20 protein-coding genes are annotated in these 21,721 nt (G+C 53.7%); 3 read left to right on the top strand and 17 right to left on the bottom strand.

Translation table 11 applies throughout. The annotated features are described in order from the left end of the window. Nucleotides 1–12 precede the first annotated feature (12 nt). Both HVX64_RS10180 and hinT read right to left on the bottom strand, forming a co-directional pair. The gene (locus tag HVX64_RS10180) at nucleotides 13–387 is read right to left on the bottom strand and encodes a YcfL family protein (protein WP_043000974.1); all 375 of its coding nucleotides are present in this window, start codon (nucleotides 385–387) and stop codon (nucleotides 13–15) included. Beyond that, nucleotides 387–749, bottom strand: a complete 363-nt coding sequence (hinT, locus tag HVX64_RS10175) for a purine nucleoside phosphoramidase (RefSeq protein ID WP_043000975.1) — start codon at nucleotides 747–749, stop codon at nucleotides 387–389. The genes HVX64_RS10180 and hinT overlap by 1 nt, the downstream gene beginning before the upstream one ends. A gap of 351 nt (nucleotides 750–1,100) precedes the next feature. On the opposite strand from hinT, the gene fhuE reads away from it, so the two are divergent. Beyond that, nucleotides 1,101–3,296: a ferric-rhodotorulic acid/ferric-coprogen receptor FhuE gene (gene fhuE / locus HVX64_RS10170; RefSeq protein ID WP_181825398.1), complete on the top strand. Its 2,196-nt coding sequence runs from the start codon at nucleotides 1,101–1,103 to the stop codon at nucleotides 3,294–3,296. Nucleotides 3,297–3,356: 60 nt separating this feature from the next. Here the strand turns inward: fhuE and ptsG are convergent, their stop codons facing one another. The 14 genes from ptsG to yceD all read right to left on the bottom strand — a co-directional run bounded on the left by ptsG (nucleotide 3,357) and on the right by yceD (nucleotide 15,976). Further along, nucleotides 3,357–4,790, bottom strand: a complete 1,434-nt coding sequence (gene ptsG / locus HVX64_RS10165; RefSeq protein ID WP_042319612.1) for a PTS glucose transporter subunit IIBC — start codon at nucleotides 4,788–4,790, stop codon at nucleotides 3,357–3,359. 265 nt (nucleotides 4,791–5,055) lie between these two features. Then, complete coding sequence (locus tag HVX64_RS10160) at nucleotides 5,056–5,880, bottom strand: metal-dependent hydrolase (protein WP_099433462.1); 825 nt, start codon at nucleotides 5,878–5,880, stop codon at nucleotides 5,056–5,058. A 10-nt stretch (nucleotides 5,881–5,890) separates the two neighbouring features. Next, nucleotides 5,891–6,895: a DNA polymerase III subunit delta' gene (gene holB / locus HVX64_RS10155; RefSeq protein ID WP_044257994.1), complete on the bottom strand. Its 1,005-nt coding sequence runs from the start codon at nucleotides 6,893–6,895 to the stop codon at nucleotides 5,891–5,893. Then, nucleotides 6,892–7,533 carry a dTMP kinase gene (gene tmk / locus HVX64_RS10150; RefSeq protein ID WP_043000980.1) on the bottom strand — a complete coding sequence of 214 codons (642 nt, stop codon included), beginning with the start codon at nucleotides 7,531–7,533 and terminating at the stop codon, nucleotides 6,892–6,894. Before tmk ends, holB begins: the two co-directional genes overlap by 4 nt. Continuing rightward, nucleotides 7,523–8,545 (bottom strand): cell division protein YceG, encoded by a 1,023-nt coding sequence (gene yceG, locus HVX64_RS10145; RefSeq protein WP_044257997.1) that lies wholly within the window; start codon nucleotides 8,543–8,545, stop codon nucleotides 7,523–7,525. Before yceG ends, tmk begins: the two co-directional genes overlap by 11 nt. 2 nt (nucleotides 8,546–8,547) lie before the next feature. Continuing rightward, the gene (gene pabC, locus HVX64_RS10140; protein ID WP_044258002.1) at nucleotides 8,548–9,357 is read right to left on the bottom strand and encodes an aminodeoxychorismate lyase; all 810 of its coding nucleotides are present in this window, start codon (nucleotides 9,355–9,357) and stop codon (nucleotides 8,548–8,550) included. A gap of 119 nt (nucleotides 9,358–9,476) precedes the next feature. After that, the gene (gene fabF / locus HVX64_RS10135) at nucleotides 9,477–10,718 is read right to left on the bottom strand and encodes a beta-ketoacyl-ACP synthase II (RefSeq protein WP_043000983.1); all 1,242 of its coding nucleotides are present in this window, start codon (nucleotides 10,716–10,718) and stop codon (nucleotides 9,477–9,479) included. An 86-nt stretch (nucleotides 10,719–10,804) separates the two neighbouring features. Continuing rightward, nucleotides 10,805–11,041: an acyl carrier protein gene (gene acpP / locus HVX64_RS10130; protein ID WP_000103754.1), complete on the bottom strand. Its 237-nt coding sequence runs from the start codon at nucleotides 11,039–11,041 to the stop codon at nucleotides 10,805–10,807. A gap of 277 nt (nucleotides 11,042–11,318) precedes the next feature. After that, nucleotides 11,319–12,053, bottom strand: coding sequence for a 3-oxoacyl-ACP reductase FabG (gene fabG / locus HVX64_RS10125; protein ID WP_042319622.1), 735 nt, complete (start codon nucleotides 12,051–12,053; stop codon nucleotides 11,319–11,321). Nucleotides 12,054–12,065: 12 nt separating this feature from the next. After that, entirely contained in the window at nucleotides 12,066–12,995 is a 930-nt protein-coding gene (fabD, locus tag HVX64_RS10120; protein ID WP_043000984.1) for an ACP S-malonyltransferase, read from the bottom strand. Nucleotides 12,996–13,010: 15 nt separating this feature from the next. Further along, a complete protein-coding gene (gene fabH / locus HVX64_RS10115) occupies nucleotides 13,011–13,964 on the bottom strand; it encodes a beta-ketoacyl-ACP synthase III (protein ID WP_043000985.1) in 954 nt (317 codons plus the stop codon). A gap of 77 nt (nucleotides 13,965–14,041) precedes the next feature. After that, nucleotides 14,042–15,118 (bottom strand): phosphate acyltransferase PlsX, encoded by a 1,077-nt coding sequence (gene plsX, locus HVX64_RS10110; protein ID WP_046402096.1) that lies wholly within the window; start codon nucleotides 15,116–15,118, stop codon nucleotides 14,042–14,044. A gap of 146 nt (nucleotides 15,119–15,264) precedes the next feature. Next, nucleotides 15,265–15,438 (bottom strand): 50S ribosomal protein L32, encoded by a 174-nt coding sequence (gene rpmF / locus HVX64_RS10105; protein ID WP_000290727.1) that lies wholly within the window; start codon nucleotides 15,436–15,438, stop codon nucleotides 15,265–15,267. A gap of 16 nt (nucleotides 15,439–15,454) precedes the next feature. Then, a complete protein-coding gene (yceD, locus tag HVX64_RS10100; RefSeq protein ID WP_044258005.1) occupies nucleotides 15,455–15,976 on the bottom strand; it encodes a 23S rRNA accumulation protein YceD in 522 nt (173 codons plus the stop codon). Between the two features lie 197 nt (nucleotides 15,977–16,173). On the opposite strand from yceD, the gene HVX64_RS10095 reads away from it, so the two are divergent. Next, the gene (locus HVX64_RS10095; protein WP_043000988.1) at nucleotides 16,174–16,758 is read left to right on the top strand and encodes a nucleoside triphosphate pyrophosphatase; all 585 of its coding nucleotides are present in this window, start codon (nucleotides 16,174–16,176) and stop codon (nucleotides 16,756–16,758) included. 114 nt (nucleotides 16,759–16,872) lie between these two features. On the opposite strand, the gene rluC is transcribed toward HVX64_RS10095, so the two are convergent. After that, nucleotides 16,873–17,826, bottom strand: a complete 954-nt coding sequence (gene rluC / locus HVX64_RS10090; RefSeq protein WP_043000989.1) for a 23S rRNA pseudouridine(955/2504/2580) synthase RluC — start codon at nucleotides 17,824–17,826, stop codon at nucleotides 16,873–16,875. Between the two features lie 573 nt (nucleotides 17,827–18,399). Between rluC and rne the strand changes: the two genes are divergently transcribed. Beyond that, on the top strand, nucleotides 18,400–21,690 hold the full coding sequence (rne, locus tag HVX64_RS10085; RefSeq protein WP_044258006.1) for a ribonuclease E: 3,291 nt from the start codon (nucleotides 18,400–18,402) through the stop codon (nucleotides 21,688–21,690). Nucleotides 21,691–21,721: the final 31 nt, after the last annotated feature.

Here is a 21,721-nt window from a genome sequence, read left to right as displayed (position 1 = left end):
AAGATTCACCCCTTACAAATAAAGATAAAGTCTGACTTTGTGCGCCCCCAGATAATTGGCGCTGCCATACAGCGTGACCGACGAATGCGCCGGAATCGTCACACTGCGCGGCGCTTCCAGAGGATGCATTTCTAACCCCCTGGCGTCATACCAGTAAAAGCGATAATGAACGGTAACGGGTTTTTGCCTTTCGTTATACAGCGTTGAGGATGCAGAGGGCTGAATATCAGACGTGGTCAATGTCGGCGCTTGCGCGGTGATCCCCGCCGCCAGCAGCGTCGACTCCATCACCAGCGACTGTTCATCGCTTACCGGGATCTCAGGATGAGAACGGCACCCGGCAAGTAAGAGCAGACCCAGTGACAGCGCAATGCATCCTCTGGTCATCATGACAGGCCTTTGTGCGCGAGCATAGGACCGAGCGCGCGACCGCCCAGCAGATGCATATGGATGTGATACACCTCCTGACCCCCATGACGATTGGTATTCATGATCAGGCGGTAGCCATCTTCGGCAATGCCTTCCTGCTCGGCAATTTTTGCCGCCACGGTAATCATCCGTCCCAGCGCCTGCTCATGCTCTGCGCTGACGTCATTGACCGTCGGGATCAGAACGTTGGGAATGATCAGGATGTGTGTAGGCGCCTGGGGTGAAATATCCCGGAATGCCGTCACCAGGTCATCCTGGTAAACGATATCGGAAGGGATTTCACGACGAATAATCTTGCTGAATATAGTCTCTTCTGCCACGACGTTTTCCTTTTCTAAAAATTGCCATGCGTGATGTCATGCTACGCTGAGCCACATTGCGAGTATAGAGTATGATCGACTTAAACCTGCTCTTTCAACCTTAACCCACGATTTCTTAAGCAAAAAACCATCACAATGGCGCTCTTATAACCATTTATCCCCTCTCCTGTGCCAAAAAGTAATGAAACAAGATTTCAGAAAGCAAGTTACATCTGTTTACAGTGTAAATATGAATGCGTATATTTCGCATTTGCATTTTCATGCGCATTAAATGGTTAGAAAAATAAAAAGGGGCTCATCGCCACCTTATATGGCCTGAGCCAGAGTTCGTTCACTATTAAGGGCTTTCTGATGTCTTTCACAACACACAACAAGGATGAACAATGCCAGGCTGGCGCAACACCCTCGTTGCTGGCAGCCTGCATCGCGATGGCATTGATGCCATCCATGAGTTTCGCGGCGACCACACCGGAAGAGACCGTCATTGTTGACGGTTCTGCGCCAGCAACCTTTGCGGACAACGACGAACAGGATTACAGCGTCAAATCCACCACCGCCGGAACCAAAATGATGATGACCCAACGCGATATTCCGCAGTCGGTCAGCATCGTCAGCGAACAACGTATGGAAGACCAGCAGTTGCAAACGCTGGGCGACGTGATGGACAGCACGCTGGGGATCAGCAAAAGCCAGGCGGATTCTGACCGCGTCAGTTACTTCTCCCGTGGTTTCCAGATTGATAACTATATGGTTGATGGTATTCCGACCTGGTTCGAATCCCGCTGGAACCTGGGTGACGCCCTCACCGATATGGCGCTCTATGAGCGCGTGGAAGTGGTACGCGGTGCAAACGGTCTGATGACCGGCACCGGCAACCCGTCAGCCTCCATCAATATGATCCGCAAACACGCCACCAGCCGCGAGTTCAAAGGTAACGTCTCGGCGGAATATGGCAGCTGGAATAAACAGCGCTACGTGATGGATCTGCAAAGCCCGCTCACCGATGACGGTAATGTACGCGGCCGCATAGTGGCGGGTTATCAGGACAACGACTCCTGGCTCGATCGCTATCACAACGAGAAAAACTTCTTCTCTGGCATCATTGATGCTGACCTGGGTGAAACCACCAGCCTGGCCGCCGGGTATGAGTACCAAAAGATCAGAGTGGATAGTCCAACCTGGGGTGGCCTGCCGCGCTGGAACACCGATGGCAGCAAAAACAGCTATGACCGCGCCCGTAGCACCGCGCCAGACTGGGCGTATAACGATAAAGAGATCAATAAAGTCTTTGTCACGTTCAAACAGCGTTTTACCGACACCTGGCAGGCGACGATGAATGCCACTCACTCGGAAATCAAGTTCGACAGTAAAACGATGTATGTCGATGCGTATGTGAATAAGGCAGATGGCATGCTGGTCGGTCCTTACAGCAACTATGGACCGGGGTTCGATTACGTGGGCGGTACGGGCTGGAACAGCGGCAAACGTAAAGTCGATGCGCTGGATCTTTTTGCTGACGGCAGCTATGACCTGTTTGGTCGTCAGCATAACCTGATGTTCGGCGGCAGCTACAGCAAACAGAACAACCGCTATTACAGCTCCTGGGCTAACGTCTTCCCGGATGAGATCGGCAGTTTCAATAACTTCAATGGCAATTTCCCGGAAACCGACTGGGCACCGCAATCACTGGCCCAGGACGACACCACGCACATGAAGTCGTTGTACGCCGCAACGCGCGTTTCACTGGCTGATCCGCTGCACTTGATCCTCGGCGCACGCTATACCAACTGGCGTATTGATACCCTGAGCTACAGCATGGAAAAAAACCACACTACGCCCTATGCCGGTCTGGTTTATGACATCAATGATAACTGGTCTACTTACGCCAGTTATACCTCCATCTTCCAGCCTCAGAATAAACGCGATAGCGGCGGGAAATACCTTACGCCCATCACCGGTAACAACTATGAGGTTGGCCTCAAGTCTGACTGGATGAACAGCCGACTGACCACCACCCTCGCCGTGTTCCGCATTGAGCAGGATAACGTTGCCCAGTCGACCGGTTCACCGATTCCGGGTAGCAATGGCGAAATCGCCTATAAAACCGCGAACGGGACCGTCAGTAAAGGGGTTGAGTTCGAAGTTAACGGCGCGATTACCGATAACTGGCAGATGACCTTTGGCGCGACGCGTTACGTCGCAGAAGACAATGAAGGCAACGCCGTTAATCCGAATCTGCCACGTACCAGCGTCAAGCTTTTCACCCGCTACCGTCTGCCGGTGATACCTGATTTGACCGTCGGCGGTGGCGTGAACTGGCAGAACCGCGTCTACACCGATACCGCGACGCCGTACGGTACCTTCCGTGCTGAGCAAGGCAGTTACGCGCTGGTGGATTTGTTCACCCGCTATCAGGTAACCAAAAACTTCTCCGTGCAGGGTAACGTCAATAACCTGTTCGATAAAACCTACGATACCAACGTTGAAGGGTCGATTGTTTATGGTGAGCCACGCAATGTGAGCATCACCGCAAACTATCAGTTCTGATTGTAGCCCGTAAAAAAGGCAGCCATTCGGCTGCCTTAGTTCTCCCCAACTTCTTAGGTCTTAGCTGTTACGGATGTATTCATCCATCTCAGTTTTCAGGTTATCGGATTTCGTACCGAAAATTGCCTGAACACCGGAACCTGCGACCACCACACCAGCGGCACCCAGTTTCTTCAGGCCAGCCTGATCCACTTTCGCCACGTCAGCCACGCTGACACGCAGACGGGTAATGCACGCATCCAGGTTAGTGATGTTTTCTTTACCACCGAATGCCGCAATCAGCGCAGGAGCCATTTCACTGGTCGCGCCCGCTTTCGCGTCATCGGTATTATCTTCACGACCCGGAGTCTTCAGATCCAGCGCTTTGATCAGCACGCGGAAGATGGTGTAGTAAACAATCGCGTAGCCCGCACCGACAATCGGGAACAGCCACAGCTTGCTGCTGTTACCGGACAGCACGATAAAGTCGATCAGACCGTGTGAGAACGACGTACCGTCACGCATACCCAGCAGGATACAGATTGGGAACGCCAGACCCGCCAGAATCGCGTGGATAACGTACAGGATCGGCGCAACGAACATGAAGGAGAATTCGATCGGTTCGGTGATACCGGTCAGGAACGAAGTCAGCGCCGCGGAGATCATGATGCCGCCCACTTTGGCGCGGTTTTCTGGTTTCGCAGAGTGCCAGATAGCGATCGCAGCCGCCGGCAGACCATACATTTTGAACAGGAAGCCGCCAGACAACATGCCCGCCGTCGGATCACCCGCCATGTAGCGAGGGATATCGCCGTGGAAAACCTGACCTGCCGCGTTGGTGTATTCGCCGATCTGCATCTGGAAAGGAACGTTCCAGATATGGTGCAGACCAAACGGTACCAGGCAGCGTTCAATGAAGCCGTAGATACCGAACGCCACAACCGGGTTCTGATACGCAGCCCACTGAGAGAATGTCTGGATTGCCGTACCGATTGGCGGCCAAATGAAGGACAGAACCACACCGGTAAAGATCGCCGCCAGACCAGAGATGATCGGCACGAAACGCTTACCAGCAAAGAAGCCCAGATACTCAGGCAGCTTGATACGGTAGAAGCGGTTAAACATGTATGCTGCAATCGCACCGGAGATAATCCCCCCGAGTACACCCGTATCCGCAAGGTGTTTTGCTGCGATTTCTTCAGCAGGTAAATGCAGAACCAGCGGCGCGACCACGGCCATGGTTTTCACCATGATGCCATAGGCGACAACCGAAGCCAGAGCCGAAACGCCATCGTTGTTGGTAAAGCCAAGCGCGACACCGATAGCGAAAATCAGCGGCATGTTTGCAAAAACAGAACCGCCGGCTTCTGCCATCACGTGCGATACAACGGCTGGCAGCCAGCTGAAGTTTGCGGACCCGACGCCCAGCAGGATACCTGCGATAGGCAATACGGATACCGGCAGCATCAGCGATTTACCGACCTTTTGCAGGTTAGCAAATGCATTCTTAAACATAATTGAGAGTGCTCCTGAGTATTTGTGCTTTCTACGTTCACACGCATTGGCGAGGGGGGAGAACCCCGCCGTGGACAGGGCATCTAAGTGCCCTTTATTTATTACACAGAGTAAAATAAATCGGCGAAATATAGTTTGACGGCTATCACGTTTCAACTCTGGACAGCGCGTTAAGTTGCACATTTTGACAAAAAAGGTATCAGAATGTGTCAGTTCGCTCATTCACCGCCCACTTTGTGGCGGTGAACTTTACTCGCTTTAGTTATTAATTACGAGCTTTAAAAAAACTCAACGACGAGGCTGAATGCAGGCGGGAAGCGTTGATATGGAACAGGCGGGCAAAGTTATCGGTGGTGATCTGCGCCAATTCTTCAACCGCCACACCTTTCAATACGGCCATGTATTCCGCCACATCGCGGACCATCGCAGGCTGATTCTCCTTACCCCGATGCGGTACCGGCGCGAGATACGGAGAGTCCGTCTCCACCAGCAGTCGATCCAACGGCACATATCGCGCAGCGTCACGTAATTGTTCAGCATTACGGAAGGTCACAATGCCGGAAAAGGAGATATAAAAACCCAAATCCAGGAGTTTACCCGCCGTTTCTCTGTCTTCTGTAAAACAGTGTAGTACGCCGCCACAATCCGTCACGTTTTCATGACGAAGAATCGCCAGCGTATCGGCGCGGGCATCGCGCGTGTGGACGATCACCGGTTTGTTCAGTTCACGGCCGATCTGGATATGATGAATGAACGACGCCTGCTGGCGCACTTTTGTTTCGGGAGTATAAAAGTAGTCCAGTCCCGTCTCACCCATCGCCACCACGTCGTCATCAGCCGCCAGATGACGCAGTTCTTCCACATCATACGGTTCGTCCTGATTGAGTGGATGTACGCCGCACGAGAAAACGACGTTATCGCGCTGGCCGACCAGTTCCCGCATGCCGCGGTACCCTGGCAGCGTTGTCGCCACCGCCAGACAGAATTTCACATCGCGCGCAGCGGCTTTCGCCAGCACGTCATCCACATCCTTATGCAGAGATTGATAATCCAGGCCATCGAGATGGCAGTGCGAGTCGACTAAAAACATAATGTCTCTCTTACAGATGGGGAACAGGCAACACAGTGCCTGGTTGCAGGTAATGCTCGATTTGCAGAAGAAGATCGGTTAACACCAGTTCACGGTTTATTCCGGTCACGTTAAGCAGTTGTTCGCGGCAGTGGCAGATGGCATTGAGGATTGCCTGAATACGCGTCTGAGAAAGCTGACCGGCAATCGTGGCGATCAGTTGCCCGGCATCCGCGTTGGTCATCACACTGGCCCCGTGCTGACGTTTAAGCGCATCCATCATTAACGTCGCCAGCCAGTGCAGTCTGACAGGCGCCTGTTCATGGTTAAGCACCGTCAATAATGAGTACCAGTCACCAGCAGGAATGCTGCTCGCCAGCGCCTGACACAACGCGTCACGTTGGGACCAGCTTTCGGACCCCAGGAGCGTCAGCGCCGCCCCCGGAGAACCGGCACTCAGGCGCAGCGCAGTCAATAACGCATCTTGTGACGCTGTCACTTCTCGTGCAAGCCACGATACCGCGTATGATTCACTCGGCGGCGCGAGATGATGTAAACGACACCGGCTGCGCAGCGTTGCCAGTAACCTCGCGGGTTCACGGCTGGCGAGAAAGAACCAGGTTTGCTCGGGCGGTTCTTCCAGCGTTTTGAGCAGCGCATTGGCGGCGGCATCAGTCATCAGCGCCGCATCCGGGATCCAGACCACTTTGGCTCCGCCCAGTCGCGCACGCTCATACAGTTTTTCACTCACTTCACGCACAGCATCAATGCCCAGCGTGCTTTTCCCTTTTTCCGGGAACAGTGAATAGTAGTCCGGATGCGTTCCTGCCTGCATCAACTGGCAACCACGGCAGTGGCCACAGCTTTTATGTCCATCCGGTTGTTGACAAAGCAAGTAGCGGCTCAACGCATAGATCAAAGCATCGTCGCCCATCCCCGGTAGGGCCTGAATCAGTAACGCATGGTGACCCCTTCCCGCCTGATAGCTCGCTACCAGCTTCTCGAAGTCAGGTCGTAACCATGGATACCATTTCATTCTCCCTGCTCCTTCACCCACTCGGTGATGGTGGTACGGATATCGCTCATCACCGTATCCAGCGGCTGCGTCGCATCAATCGTGCGGATACTGGCATCCTGAGCGGCAAGCTCGAGGTAACGAGCGCGAGTACGATTAAAGAAATCAAACGATTCCTGTTCGATGCGGTCCAGTTCGCCACGGGCGCGAGCGCGCTTCAGACCCACCTCTGGCGTGACGTCGAGGTACAGGGTTAAATCCGGGCGGAAATCCCCCAGTACCGCATCACGAAGCGTCGCCAGCATCTGCTGATCGACCCCGCGACCACCACCCTGATACGCCTGCGTGGACAGATCATGACGGTCGCCAATTACCCATTTACCTTCTGCGAGCGCAGGTTTAATGACCGTCTCAACCAACTGCACTCGCGCGGCATAGAACATCAGCACTTCGGCTTTTACGGTAATGGTTTCGTCACCGACCGAACGAATGTCCAGTACCAGGCTACGCAGTTTTTCTGCCAGCTGCGTACCGCCCGGCTCGCGGGTAAAAACCATCTCGCGAATACCGAGTTGTTCAAGCGTCTCAACCACAACATTCTTTGCAGTCGTTTTTCCGGCGCCTTCCAGCCCCTCGATGACGATATACTTACTGCGCATTTTTTTCCTTAAGCACTTTCAGATAGTCCTGCACTGACCGGTTATGGCTGGCAAGATTAGTATTAAAAGTATGACCGCCTTTACCATCGGCCACAAAATAGAGATACGGCGTTTTGGCCGGATGTGCCGCCGCTTTTAGCGAGGCTTCACCCGGCATCGCAATCGGTCCTGGCGGGAGTCCTGTTATCGTGTAGGTATTATAGGCCGTTGGCGTTTCCAGGTCCGCGCGCGAGATCTTGCCATTATAACGCTCCCCCATTCCGTAAATCACCGTTGGATCGGTCTGGAGACGCATCCCGATCCGCAGGCGGTTAATAAAGACAGAGGCGACCTGATCGCGCTCGCTGGCAATGGCCGTCTCTTTTTCAATAATCGAGGCCATCGTCACCAGTTGGTTTTGATCTTTATACGGCAGTCCTTCCGCACGCCCTTCCCAGACGCGCTCAACCGCCTTCACCATTTTCTGATGTGCGCGCTTAAGCAAGGCAACATCCGTGGTATTGGCGGTATACATCCAGGTATCGGGCCAGAACCAACCCTCCAGCCCATCCGTACTTTCAAGGCCCAGCGCTTTTGCAACGGTTTCGTAGCGATCGTCGCTCAGGGTATGCTTGATATACGGCGCATCACGCAGCTGTTTGAGATAGTCGCTTAAGCGCATACCTTCTACCAGCCGCAGTGGGAATTGCGCCTCTTTGCCACTTTCCAGCAGTTGCAGCATCTCGCGGACGCTCATACCCGGCGTTAAACGGTAGGTTCCGGCCTTAAAGTGGGAGAGTTCTGGTTCGACTCGCAGCAACCATTGAAACACGCGCGGGCGGTTAATCACCCGATCCGCATACAGCTGATCGCCCAGGGCCAGACGCCCGGTACCCGGCTTAAGGGTAAAAATGGTCTCTTCTTTGATCAGGATTTTACTGTCCGCCAGATGGCGAACCTTCCACATTCCCGCCCCTGCGGCAATGCCCAATACAACAACCAGTAAAAGGACAACACGAAACATTTTTTTCATGACTAATTCGGATGCTCACACAGTGGGGCCAGAAACTGAAATAATACACGTGAAGACAACGTGTTAGCGCCATAAGCCCGCACAGGTACAATCGGCATCAGCGCATTGCAGACCACCATTTCATCGGCATGTTGCAGCGCTGCTTCGCGGGCATGGGTTTCGACAACCTGAAAAGACGATTGTGCCAGTTTCCGGATACAGAATTGTCGCATAATACCGTTCACTCCCGCCTGATCGAGGCGCGGCGTATAGACCACATTGTCTTTTCGCCAGAATAAATTAGCCGCACAGCATTCCGTAACCCAACCCTCACTGTCAAGAACCAACGCCTCTTCGGCGTCCGTCTGCTCAAGATGAGAACGGATCAGCACTTGTTCGAGCCGGTTCAGGTGCTTGATGCCCGCGAGCAAAGGGTTACACCCCAGACGAACCGGGCTTAAGGCAAGCGTGATCCCCTGTTCGCGCCAGCGGTCATAATGCTGCGGATAGGCAGACACAGAGAGAATGCGGGTGCTGTCACGACACTGCGCGCCGCTGTATCCTCGTCCCCCACTTCCACGGCTGATAATCACCTTCAGTACCGCACGTGGATGGCCCGCGGCCAGCACGGTCATTTCGCGCTCAAGCACATCCCAGTCATCAAAGGCAATCAGCAACGTTGCGCAGGCCGCCTGCAAGCGCCGCAAATGCGCCGCCAGCAGCGATACGGTGCCGTCGAGAATGCACGCAGTGGTAAAGCAGCCATCGCCAAACTGGATGGCGCGATCGCTTGCGGGAAGAGATTCCTGTTCACAGCCATTGATCAAGAACATGGTGGCTCCTTATGCATGGCCCGTTAGTGTCGCAGGATGGTTAGCGCAGGACAAGGGAAGAAAACGCAATAAAAAAGGCCCGACAAGCGGACCTTTTAACCAGGAAGGCAGAACGGCGGTCAGACCTTTTTAAAGATCAATGAACCGTTAGTCCCACCGAAACCGAAGGAGTTACACAGCGTGTACTCCATTCCGCTGACCTGACGCGCTTCGTGAGGAACGAAGTCCAGATCGCAACCTTCATCCGGGTTATCCAGGTTGATGGTTGGCGGAACAGCCTGATCGCGCAGCGCCAGGATAGAGTAAATCGACTCTACCGCGCCCGCTGCACCCAACAGGTGGCCGGTCATGGACTTGGTGGAACTCACCATCACACGGCTTGCCGCATCGCCAAAGACAGATTTAACAGCCTGCGCTTCAGCTTTATCGCCTGCCGGCGTGGACGTCCCATGGGCGTTAACGTAGCCAATCTGGCCAGGTTCAATCGCCGCATCACGCAATGCATTGACCATCGCCAGGGCAGCACCAGCGCCGTTTTCCGGCGGCGACGTCATGTGGTAAGCGTCACTGCTCATCCCGAAGCCAACGACTTCAGCATAAATTTTTGCGCCGCGCGCTTTAGCATGCTCGTACTCTTCCAGTACCACCATGCCTGCACCGTCGCCCAGAACAAAGCCATCTCGCTCTTTGTCCCACGGGCGGCTTGCCGCTTGCGGGTTATCGTTACGGGTAGACAACGCACGTGCTGCGCCAAAGCCGCCTACGCCCAGTGGCGTACTGGCTTTTTCAGCACCGCCCGCGACCATCGCGTCCGCATCGCCGTATGCAATGATACGCGCGGCATGACCGATGTTATGTACGCCTGAGGTGCAGGCGGTCGCGATAGAGATGCTTGGCCCACGCAGGCCATACATGATGGTCAGGTGACCCGCCACCATGTTAACAATCGTCGACGGAACGAAGAATGGGCTGATTTTACGCGGTCCACCGTTCACCAGAGAACTGTGGTTTTCTTCAATCAGTCCGAGACCGCCGATACCGGAGCCAATAGCGGCACCAATACGGGATGCGTTCTCTTCCGTTACTTCAAGGCCAGAATCCTGCATGGCCTGAACGCCAGCGACAATTCCATATTGAATGAAGGCATCCATCTTGCGCTGTTCTTTGCGCGAGATAATGTCATCACAGTTAAAATCCTTTACTAAGCCAGCAAATTTCGTTGCATAGGCGCTAGTATCGAAATGGTCGATCAGGCTGATGCCACTCTGACCGGCAAGGAGAGCTTTCCAAGTAGACTCTACGGTATTGCCGACAGGAGACAACATGCCCAGTCCGGTCACAACTACACGACGCTTAGACACGGTTGTCCTCCAGGGAGGGATAATTGATTCAAGTGGGACAAAAAGATAAAACTCAGGCGGTCGAATGACCGCCTGGAGATGTTCACTTACGCCTGGTGGCCGTTGATGTAATCAATGGCAGCCTGAACGGTGGTGATTTTCTCAGCTTCTTCGTCCGGAATCTCAGTATCAAACTCTTCTTCCAGAGCCATTACCAGCTCAACGGTGTCAAGAGAATCTGCGCCCAGGTCTTCAACGAAAGAAGCATTGTTGGTAACTTCTTCCTGCTTAACGCCCAGCTGTTCGCCGATAATTTTCTTAACGCGTTCTTCGATAGTGCTCATACTCTTAAATTTCCTATCAAAACTCGCTTTCGCGATGGTTTTCGTAGTGTATAAAATGTTGAAAAATTTGCAACTAAATCCCGGCAGGTCTTACCACGATTTTACGTTATTTTGAGGCCAAGACCTATAATAACGCAAATATTTTTCTACGCTTTATCCTTCAAATTGTCTCTGTGTTGGCTGCATCCTCAAACTCTGGTCACATAGTCATCTATGCTCGCCGGCTTTTCGGTCTTGCCGCCTTGATACAATTTGGATGATTTTGCGTATCTCGTGGTTAAACCATATACATCCCGCCGTTGACGTGCAAAGTCTCACCCGTGATGTAACCTGCTTCGTCAGAGGCTAAAAATGCAACCGCACTGGCGATCTCTTTCGGATCGCCAAGACGACCTGCAGGAACTGCCGCCAACGTACCCGCACGCTGCTCATCAGTCAGCGCACGCGTCATGTCCGTTTCAATAAAGCCCGGAGCAACAACGTTCACTGTAATACCGCGGGACGCAACTTCGCGTGCCAGCGATTTACTGAAGCCGATCAGACCCGCTTTCGCCGCAGCGTAGTTTGTCTGACCCGCATTTCCCATGGTACCAACCACAGAACCGACAGTGATAATACGTCCATGACGCTTTTTCATCATAGCGCGCATTACCGCTTTTGACAGGCGGAAAACAGATGAAAGATTGGTTTCGAGAATATCGTTCCACTCATCATCTTTCATTCGCATCAGCAGGTTATCACGTGTGATACCGGCATTATTGACCAGGATATCCACTTCACCAAATTCTGCGCGAATTTTTTCCAGAACAGATTCGATAGATGCTGGATCAGTCACATTCAACATCAGACCTTTACCTTTAGCACCTAAGTAATCGCTGATGGCCTGAGCGCCACTTTCGCTGGTCGCGGTACCGATAACGGTCGCGCCACGGGCAACAAGCGTCTCTGCAATTGCGCGGCCAATGCCACGACTTGCACCGGTAACCAGCGCGATTTTTCCTTCAAAACTCATGGTGTTCCTCTTTTATTGCGCAAGTGCCGCCGACATTGCCGCCGGTTCGTTCAGAGCCGAGGCAGTCAGGGTATCAACAATACGTTTCGTCAGGCCCGTAAGCACTTTACCTGGTCCCACTTCATACAGGTGCTCGACACCCTGAGACGCCATTAATTCAACGCTCTTCGTCCACTGTACCGGACTGTACAACTGGCGCACCAACGCATCGCGAATGGCGTCTGCGTCAGTTTCACATTTCACGTCCACGTTGTTGATAACCGGTACAGATGGCGCGTTAAAGGTAATTTTCGCTAATTCCGCTGCCAGTTTTTCCGCTGCTGGCTTCATCAGCGCACAGTGAGACGGTACGCTCACCGGTAACGGCAGCGCACGTTTTGCACCGGCGGCTTTACAGGCGGCACCAGCACGCTCAACGGCTTCTTTATGCCCGGCGATAACGACCTGTCCCGGTGAGTTATAGTTCACCGGCGAGACCACCTGGCCTTCTGCGGCTTCTTCGCACGCTTTTGCAATGGACGCATCATCGAGACCGATGATAGCAGACATACCGCCTGTGCCTTCCGGAACGGCTTCCTGCATGAATTTACCACGCAGCTCAACCAGACGCACTGCGTCAGCAAAATTAATGACACCGGCGCAAACCAGCGCAGAGTATTCACCAAGGCTATGACCCGCCATCAGCACAGGCGCTTTACCGCCCTGCTGTTGCCAGACGCGATACAGCGCAACGGACGCGGCTAACAGCGCAGGCTGCGTCTGCCAGGTCTTGTTCAGTTCTTCAGCCGGCCCCTGTTGAGTCAGCGCCCACAGGTCATAGCCCAGCGCCGCAGAAGCGTCGGCAAACGTCTCTTCGACGATGGGATAGCTTGCCGCCATATCGGCTAACATCCCAACGGTCTGGGAACCCTGTCCAGGGAACACAAATGCGAATTGCGTCATGTTTAAATCCTTATACTAGAAACGAACCAGCGCGGAGCCCCAGGTGAATCCACCGCCAAAGGCTTCAAGCAACACAAGCTGACCTTCTTTGATACGTCCGTCACGCACGGCTTCATCCAGCGCGCAAGGAACGGAGGCCGCAGACGTGTTGCCGTGTCTGTCCAGAGTCACCACCACATTGTCCATCGACATGCCCAGTTTTTTGGCCGTCGCGCTGATGATACGTAGGTTAGCCTGATGCGGAACCAGCCAGTCAAGTTCTGAACGATCCAGGTTATTGGCCGCCAGTGTCTCGTCGACAATGTGTGCAAGTTCGGTAACAGCCACTTTGAACACTTCGTTGCCTGCCATCGTCAAATGAATCGAATTTTCCGGATTCACGCGATCGGCATTCGGCAGCGTCAGCAGTTCGCCATAGCGACCATCAGCATGCAGATGGGTAGAGATGATGCCCGGCTTGTCAGAGGCGCTCAGTACCACGGCACCGGCACCATCGCCAAAAATAATGATTGTGCCACGATCGGTTGGATCGCAGGTGCGGGCCAGAACATCGGAACCAACCACCAGCGCGTATTTGACCGCACCCGTTTTAACGTACATGTCGGCGACGCTTAATGCGTAAGTAAAGCCGGCACAGGCTGCGGCGACGTCAAACGCCGGGCAGCCTTTGATGCCCAGCATGTTCTGAATCTGGCATGCTGCGCTGGGGAATGCATGTGTCGCTGAGGTGGTCGCTACCACAATCAAGCCAATCTGTTCTTTATCAATGCCCGCCATTTCCAGCGCGCGTTGAGCCGCCGTAAAACCCATCGTTGAGACGGTTTCATTCGGCGCAGCAATATGGCGTTCACGAATACCTGTACGGGTGACAATCCACTCGTCAGACGTATCGACCATTTTTTCCAGATCGGCGTTAGTCCGCACCTGTTCAGGCAGATAGCTGCCAGTACCAATAATCTTTGTATACATGTACGCTCAGTCACTTTTTGGTTATATACCGCGCATCACAACGGCTAAGATGCTGGGGCTCTCACGCCACACCGTAATCAGTGTGGCTGCGATGTGTCGCCATTACCAGCATCCAGCATTGTAAATCCAGCTGGGTATACAGATTCCAGGCGAGCGGCAATTCGCTGAGGAACTTGTCGCTGCACCGCCTGCACTGCCTGTTCAATCGCGACGGTAAACGCTCGCTGATTGGCCGCACCATGACTTTTTATCACCGTGCCGCGCAATCCTAACAGACAGGCGCCATTATACTGGTCGGGGTTGAGGTGACTGAATCGCCTCGCCAGGCTTTTTTGTAACCAACGTTTTAATATCAGCAGCCACCACGACCGTTTTTTACCCTCACCCTGAGATTTCAGCAGTGAAAGGAACATTCTGACAACACCTTCCATCGTCTTTAATGTGACATTGCCTGTAAAACCGTCACATACCAGCACATCCGTTTTCCCCGTCAATAACTCATTGGCTTCAAGATAGCCGATGTAATTGATGGAAGGGATCGTTTTTAGCACCACAGAGGCATCCCGAATGCTGTCGAGCCCCTTGGTTTCTTCTTCACCAATGTTGAGCAAGGCCACACGAGGGTTGTTAATACCGACCACTTCTTCCGCAAGCACCGAGCCCATAATGGCAAATTGCACCAGCATCTTGCTGTCGCAATCGACGTTCGCCCCCAGATCGAGGACCACCGTCTTCCCTTTCTGCTGATGCGGCAAAACCGTCACCAGCGCAGGACGCTCAATACCGTCGAGCGGTTTGAGCAATAATTTTGCAAGTCCCATCAGCGCACCGGTATTTCCGGCGCTGATGCAGGCTTGTGCTCGCCCTTCCTTCACGAGTTCCAGCGCCACACGCATTGAGCTCCCGCGACTGGCGCGGATTGCCTGCGAAGGCCGGGCATCACTGGCGATAACTGACTGTGCAGGGATAATCTGCAGACGCGAACGTTGTTCAAAGTCAGCTTTAGCAAGTAATGGCGTGATAGTATCGGGATCCCCGACTAAAAGAAGTGTGAGTTGTGAATTAGAATTCAGTGCCTGCAATGCTGCAGGCACTGTCACGGAAGGGCCAAAATCACCCCCCATGACATCTAACGCCAGGGTTAGACGTGTCAAAGTCGTTTCGCCGCCTGGTTTGGTATTTCCCCGCAGCAACGGGGAATTTCCTCACTAAGCTTCATCACACGGTTTCTCTTCGTCTCTTACGCGAAAGAGGCATTAACAGCCTGCCTGCTACGTAAAATTCGTTGAGTAACGCGTGATTACTTAGCGATTACCTTGCGGCCACGGTAGTAACCGTCGGCGGTGATGTGGTGACGCAGGTGTTTTTCACCAGAAGTTTTGTCTACAGACAGGCTGGTGACTGCGGTCAGAGCGTCATGAGAACGACGCATGCCACGTTTGGAACGGGTTGGTTTATTCTGTTGTACGGCCATGGACCTTACTCCTCAATTACTTACGCTTTAAGCTGGCTAATACGGCAAATGGGTTTGGTTTTTGCGCTTCATCAGGCAGTTCACCAAAGACCATGTCCGCCTCGGACACTTCACAGTGTTCAGAATCATGCACCGGAACTACCGGCAAGGAGAGGATAATTTCATCTTCCACCATTGCAAGCAGATCGATTTCACCGAATTCGTTAACCTCAATCGGCTCATACGCTTCCGGGAGTGCTTCAGCCTGTTCGTCGGAACGAACCGGACTGAAACAATACATTGTGTGAACATGATGAGGAAACGGCTTCCCGCAACGCTGACATGCGAGCGTTACCGAAACCTTCGCATCACCGGTAATCACGGCAAGACGTTGGTTATCGATAGCAAACGACATGGCGCATTCCACATCACTGTCCACACTGACTACAGAATCGGCGACGCGCTCTACCAGATCAGAAGTATAGATACCTTCATAATCGAGGCGTTTTTGAGCCGTACGAACCGGATCAAGAGTCAGGGGTAATTTTACCTTTTGCATAGGGCGCGCATATTAACTTTGTAACGTCATATAGTCAAAGAAAAAGGCAGCCTGCGGTTGCCTTTTGCCAATAATTCGCACACATTGCGGTTTACAGACTTATTTTCGCTCAGGTGACGCCACAACGGCACGCCTGAAGGACGAAGAGCATAGTTTAAAATGGCTCTCATCAATACGCTATATCTGGTGGAAAAAATATGCCTAATCTCATTCTTGCCTCCACATCTCCCTGGCGCCGCGCCCTGCTGGAAAAACTGGCGATGCCCTTTGAATGCGCGGCCCCTGAGGTTGACGAAACGCCGATGCCCGGAGAGAGTCCTCGCCACTTAGTCAACCGACTGGCGCAAGAGAAAGCGCAATCGCTGGCTCACCGCTTTCCGTCTCATCTTATTATTGGTTCCGATCAGGTATGCGTACTGGATGGCGAAATCGCCGGTAAGCCCTTAACAGAAGAGAAAGCCTGCCAACAGTTAGCCAAAGCCAGCGGCAATATCATTACGTTCTATACCGGTCTGGCGCTGTATAACTCCGCGACGGGACATTTACAGACCGAGGTGGAACCCTTTGACGTTCACTTCCGCCATCTCAGTGAAGCGGAAATTGAAGACTACGTGCGTAAAGAACGCCCGCTGCACTGCGCAGGGAGTTTTAAAAGCGAAGGTCTGGGGATTGCGCTCTTTGAGCGCTTAGAGGGGCGAGACCCAAACACGCTGATTGGTTTACCGCTGATCGCACTGTGCCAGATGTTACGTCGGGAAGAGATGAACCCGCTGAAAACCTGATGAATAGCACTATCCAGTAGGCGGGAGAATACAACGCCTTCAGGCGTAAACCTGCCGGATGGCGACGTAAACGTCTTATCTGGCAGGTTTAGCGCGATAATAGAGCAATGCGCATCAGGCCGGCTTACGTAACACCTGTAAACAGCGCTTCAGTTGGTCGTCCATCGGCGCTTCAATGCGCAGCACCTCACCCGTACCCGGGTGGGTAAATTTCAGTGCTGCTGCATGCAGGAACAGACGCGACAATCCGGTCCCTGCCAGTTGCTTATCGAAGTCGCGGTCACCGTAGCGATCGTCAAAAGCAATCGGATGACCCGCGTACTGAGTGTGCACGCGAATCTGGTGTGTGCGGCCCGTCACCGGGCTACAGCGAACCAGCGTGGCGAACGCGTAACGTTCTTCCACCTTAAAACGCGTTTCCGACGGTTTGCCTTCCTGATTCACCCGCACAATACGCTCGCCGCTTTGCAGAATGTTCTTCAATAACGGTGCCTGTACCGTTTTGACATGCGACTGCCATTGCCCGCGCACCAGGGCGAGATAATCTTTTTGCATCCCCTTCTCGCGCAGTTGCTCATGTAGCGAACGCAGTGCTGAACGTTTCTTCGCGACCAACAGCACGCCCGACGTATCGCGGTCAAGACGGTGTACCAGCTCAAGAAAACGCGCCTCAGGACGCAGCGCACGTAACCCTTCAATCACGCCAAAGCTTAACCCGCTGCCGCCATGCACCGCGGTTCCCGACGGCTTGTTCAGCACCAGAATATGGTCGTCTTCATAAAGGATAACGTCCGCCAGCGCCGCCACTTTTTGCAGATGCGGCGAAACGGCCTCTTCTTCACGCTCCGCCACGCGAACCGGCGGAATGCGCACTTCATCACCCGCTTCCAGTTTGTATTCGGGTTTGATGCGTTTTTTATTCACCCGCACTTCGCCTTTACGCAAAATGCGATAAATCATACTTTTCGGCACACCTTTGAGCTGTGTGCGCAAAAAATTATCAATGCGTTGCCCCGCTTCGTCAGCAGTAATAGCAACAATTCTTACGGATGGAGTCTCTGTTTTCATGGGGGCCGATTCTAAATAGCCACAAGGATTAGCGCCACTCATTTTTCTATGCTTATATTTATCTTTATCCTTCGTCACTCACGTGTTTCATGACTGATTTGGTGGTTATTAAACCAATCACCGCGCATAAGTGAAAAAACTGTGAGTAAGCGGGTGATAAATGGTAAAAGTCATCTTGCTATAACAAGGTTAGCAGTGGAATAATGTCACCGCTTCCGTGCTGAATCTTGTTAAAACAAGGAATTTTACGGAAAGACCCAATTTTGTCCGGACGATCATCCACGCAGCAATGGCGTAAGACGTATTGATCTTTCAGACAGTTAGCGGGCTGCGGGTTGCAGTCCTTACCGGTAGATCGGATCTTCTCTGGAGAGTAATACCCAGGCGGTTCCCCTGATAATTGCGCTGCGTTTCCGTATGAAATGCAGGCAACCGACACTCTGCGCCTCTTTGAGCTGACGATAACCGTGAGGTTGGCGACGCGAATAGACACGAGGCCATCGGTTCACACCCGGAAAGGCAATACTCTGCCCGCAGCTTAGTCGTCAATGTAAGAATAATGAGTAAGTTACGATGAAAAGAATGTTAATCAACGCAACTCAGCAGGAAGAGTTGCGTGTTGCCCTTGTAGATGGGCAGCGTCTGTACGACCTGGATATTGAAAGTCCTGGACATGAACAGAAAAAAGCGAACATCTATAAAGGCAAAATTACCCGTATTGAACCGAGTCTGGAAGCGGCTTTTGTTGATTACGGCGCTGAACGTCACGGTTTCCTCCCGTTAAAAGAAATTGCCCGCGAATATTTCCCCGCTAATTACAACGCTCATGGTCGTCCAAACATCAAAGATGTGCTGCGCGAAGGCCAGGAAGTTATTGTTCAGATTGATAAAGAAGAACGTGGCAACAAAGGCGCTGCCCTGACCACTTTTATCAGCCTGGCGGGCAGCTATCTGGTTCTGATGCCAAACAACCCGCGTGCGGGGGGTATCTCTCGTCGCATCGAAGGCGACGACCGTACCGAGCTGAAAGAAGCGCTGGCAAGCCTTGAACTGCCTGATGGCATGGGCCTTATTGTACGTACTGCGGGCGTAGGCAAATCTGCCGAAGCGCTACAGTGGGACTTAAGCTTCCGTCTGAAACACTGGGAAGCCATTCAGAAAGCCGCGGAAAGCCGCCCTGCTCCGTTCCTGATCCATCAGGAGAGCAACGTGATTGTTCGCGCCTTCCGCGACTATCTGCGTCAGGATATCGGTGAAATCCTTATCGATAACCCGAAAGTGCTCGAACTGGCGCGCCAGCATATTGCGGCGTTAGGTCGTCCGGATTTCAGCAGCAAAATCAAACTTTACACCGGTGAAATCCCGCTGTTCAGCCACTATCAGATCGAGTCGCAGATTGAATCCGCGTTCCAGCGTGAAGTGCGTCTGCCTTCCGGCGGCTCTATCGTTATCGACAGCACCGAAGCGTTAACCGCCATCGACATTAACTCCGCTCGCGCAACCCGCGGCGGCGATATTGAAGAAACGGCGTTCAACACTAACCTGGAAGCGGCCGATGAGATCGCCCGTCAGTTGCGCCTGCGTGACCTCGGCGGCCTGATCGTTATCGACTTCATTGATATGACCCCGGTACGCCATCAGCGTGCGGTGGAAAACCGTCTGCGTGAAGCGGTCCGCCAGGATCGTGCGCGTATCCAGATCAGCCATATTTCACGCTTCGGTCTGCTGGAAATGTCCCGTCAGCGCCTGAGCCCGTCGCTGGGCGAGTCCAGCCATCACGTCTGCCCACGCTGTAGCGGTACCGGCACCGTGCGTGATAACGAGTCGCTGTCCCTGTCTATTCTGCGTCTGATTGAAGAAGAAGCGCTGAAAGAGAATACTCAGGAAGTCCACGCGATTGTCCCAGTGCCAATTGCCTCCTATCTGCTCAACGAAAAACGTACTGCCGTTAATGCGATTGAAACCCGACAGGATGGCGTGCGTTGCGTGATCGTACCTAACGATCAAATGGAAACGCCGCACTACTCCGTACTGCGCGTGCGTAAAGGTGAAGAGACGCCGACTCTAAGCTACATGCTGCCGAAGCTGCATGAAGAAGCGATGGCGTTACCGTCTGAAGAAGAGTTCGCCGAGCGTAAACGTCCTGAGCAGCCCGCTCTTGCCACCTTCGCGATGCCAGAAGTTCCGCCTGCGCCAACGCCTGCCGAACCGCCAGTGAAAGCCGCTGCGCCGAAGGCCGCCGTTGCGCCAGCCGCTCCGGCAGAGCCGGGGCTGCTGAGCCGTTTCTTTGGCGCACTGAAATCGCTGTTCAGCGGTAGTGAAGAAGTGAAACCTGCCGAGCAGCCTGCGCCGAAAGCCGCGGAGAAGCCGGAGCGTCAGCAGGATCGCCGTAAACGCCAGAACAACCGTCGTGACCGTAACGATCGCAACGAACGTCGTGACAACCGCGATAACCGTGGCGAACGTTCAGAAAATGGCGAGAACCGCGACGAGAATCGCCGTAACCGCCGTAATGCGCAGCAGAATGCCGAAAACCGTGATAACCGTCAGCAAGCGACCGACGTAGCGGATAAAGCAAAGTCTGGTGATGAGCAGCAGCAGCCACGTCGCGAACGTAACCGCCGTCGCAGTGATGATAAACGTCAGGCTCAGCAGGAAGTAAAAGCGCTGAATCTTGATGAGCAGCAGACTCCAGAGACCGAACAAGAAGAGCGCGTTCGTCAGGCTCAGCCGCGCCGTAAACAGCGTCAGCTGAACCAGAAAGTTCGTTACCACGACCAGGCGTCGGAAGTGGCAGAGGTAGAAACCGCCACCACGGAAGAGAACGTTGTCGCACCAGTTGCAGCACAGACTGCGCCAGCGCAAAGCACTGAACTGGTGAAAGTGCCGCTGCCTGTCGTGACAGAAGCAACCCCAGAGCAGGATGACAATGGTGAAGCACGTGATAACGCCGGTATGCCGCGTCGTTCGCGTCGTTCCCCACGTCATCTGCGTGTGAGCGGCCAGCGTCGTCGTCGTTATCGTGACGAACGTTACCCACTGCAGTCGCCGATGCCGCTGACTGTCGCCTGCGCCTCGCCAGAAATGGCGTCCGGCAAAGTGTGGATCCGCTACCCGGTAGCCCGTCCTCAGGATGCGCAGCCAGAAGCACAGGAAATCGAACAGGTACAGGCCCAGCCTGTTGTGACCGAACCGCAAGCCGTGGCAGCCGCTGTTGAAGCTGTTGCCGCAGTCGAACCCGCCGTTGAAACTGTCGTTGAAACGGTAGCAGAAGCACAGGTTCAGGCTGAAGCCGTGGTTGAAACGACGCATCCGGAAGTCATTGCCGCCCCGGTGGTTGAACAGCCGCAGGTGATTGCCGACGCCGATGTGCCGGTCGCCGAAGAGGTTGCCGCTCAGGCAGAACCTGTCGCTGAAACGCAGGAAACTGCTCCGGTCGTTGAAGAGACACCAGACGTGGTTACGGTCGAGCCTGAAACAGTGACTGCCGTGCCTGAAGTGGTTGCGGCTGAACCTGTCGCCGTTGAGCCTGAAGTGGTTGCGGAGCCTGAAGTCATTGCAGAACCGGTTGCAGCGCCAGTGATCGTTGAAGCACCAACAGCGCCTGCGCCAGTATCCGAACCCGTTGTCGTTGCACCGGTCGCAGAAGCCGCAACGCCAGTCGTGGCAGAACCTGTTGCTGAGCACAGCCACGCAACCGCACCGATGACCCGTGCGCCAGCGCCGGAATATGTGCCTGAAGCGCCACGCCACAGTGACTGGCAGCGCCCTGCTTTCGCCTTTGATGGTAAAGGCGCCGCAGGTGGTCACACTGCCTCGCACAGTGCCTCTGCTGGACCGACTCGTCCTCAGCCTGTCGAGTAAAATCGATAGCGTAAAAAGCCGACCTCAGGGT

The sequence above is a fragment of the Citrobacter sp. RHB20-C16 genome, from assembly GCF_013890155.1.
Lineage (GTDB): Bacteria > Pseudomonadota > Gammaproteobacteria > Enterobacterales > Enterobacteriaceae > Citrobacter_A > Citrobacter_A amalonaticus.
Note: the sequence above shows the minus strand (reverse complement) of the source record. Positions and strands in the feature narration are given on the sequence as shown.

What these genes read in the sequence shown, in the direction of transcription:
- yceG (WP_044257997.1), bottom strand. Translation starts at nt 8,545, where the DNA reads ATGAAAAAAATGTTTCGTGTTGTCCTTTTACTGGTTGTTGTATTGGGC.
- tmk (WP_043000980.1), bottom strand. Translation starts at nt 7,533, where the DNA reads ATGCGCAGTAAGTATATCGTCATCGAGGGGCTGGAAGGCGCCGGAAAA.
- pabC (WP_044258002.1), bottom strand. Translation starts at nt 9,357, where the DNA reads ATGTTCTTGATCAATGGCTGTGAACAGGAATCTCTTCCCGCAAGCGAT.
- holB (WP_044257994.1), bottom strand. Translation starts at nt 6,895, where the DNA reads ATGAAATGGTATCCATGGTTACGACCTGACTTCGAGAAGCTGGTAGCG.
- fabG (WP_042319622.1), bottom strand. Translation starts at nt 12,053, where the DNA reads ATGAGTTTTGAAGGAAAAATCGCGCTGGTTACCGGTGCAAGTCGTGGC.
- rluC (WP_043000989.1), bottom strand. Translation starts at nt 17,826, where the DNA reads ATGAAAACAGAGACTCCATCCGTAAGAATTGTTGCTATTACTGCTGAC.
- HVX64_RS10160 (WP_099433462.1), bottom strand. Translation starts at nt 5,880, where the DNA reads ATGTTTTTAGTCGACTCGCACTGCCATCTCGATGGCCTGGATTATCAA.
- HVX64_RS10180 (WP_043000974.1), bottom strand. Translation starts at nt 387, where the DNA reads ATGACCAGAGGATGCATTGCGCTGTCACTGGGTCTGCTCTTACTTGCC.
- acpP (WP_000103754.1), bottom strand. Translation starts at nt 11,041, where the DNA reads ATGAGCACTATCGAAGAACGCGTTAAGAAAATTATCGGCGAACAGCTG.
- fabD (WP_043000984.1), bottom strand. Translation starts at nt 12,995, where the DNA reads ATGACGCAATTCGCATTTGTGTTCCCTGGACAGGGTTCCCAGACCGTT.
- rne (WP_044258006.1), top strand. Translation starts at nt 18,400, where the DNA reads ATGAAAAGAATGTTAATCAACGCAACTCAGCAGGAAGAGTTGCGTGTT.
- HVX64_RS10095 (WP_043000988.1), top strand. Translation starts at nt 16,174, where the DNA reads ATGCCTAATCTCATTCTTGCCTCCACATCTCCCTGGCGCCGCGCCCTG.
- ptsG (WP_042319612.1), bottom strand. Translation starts at nt 4,790, where the DNA reads ATGTTTAAGAATGCATTTGCTAACCTGCAAAAGGTCGGTAAATCGCTG.
- fabH (WP_043000985.1), bottom strand. Translation starts at nt 13,964, where the DNA reads ATGTATACAAAGATTATTGGTACTGGCAGCTATCTGCCTGAACAGGTG.
- rpmF (WP_000290727.1), bottom strand. Translation starts at nt 15,438, where the DNA reads ATGGCCGTACAACAGAATAAACCAACCCGTTCCAAACGTGGCATGCGT.
- fhuE (WP_181825398.1), top strand. Translation starts at nt 1,101, where the DNA reads ATGTCTTTCACAACACACAACAAGGATGAACAATGCCAGGCTGGCGCA.
- yceD (WP_044258005.1), bottom strand. Translation starts at nt 15,976, where the DNA reads ATGCAAAAGGTAAAATTACCCCTGACTCTTGATCCGGTTCGTACGGCT.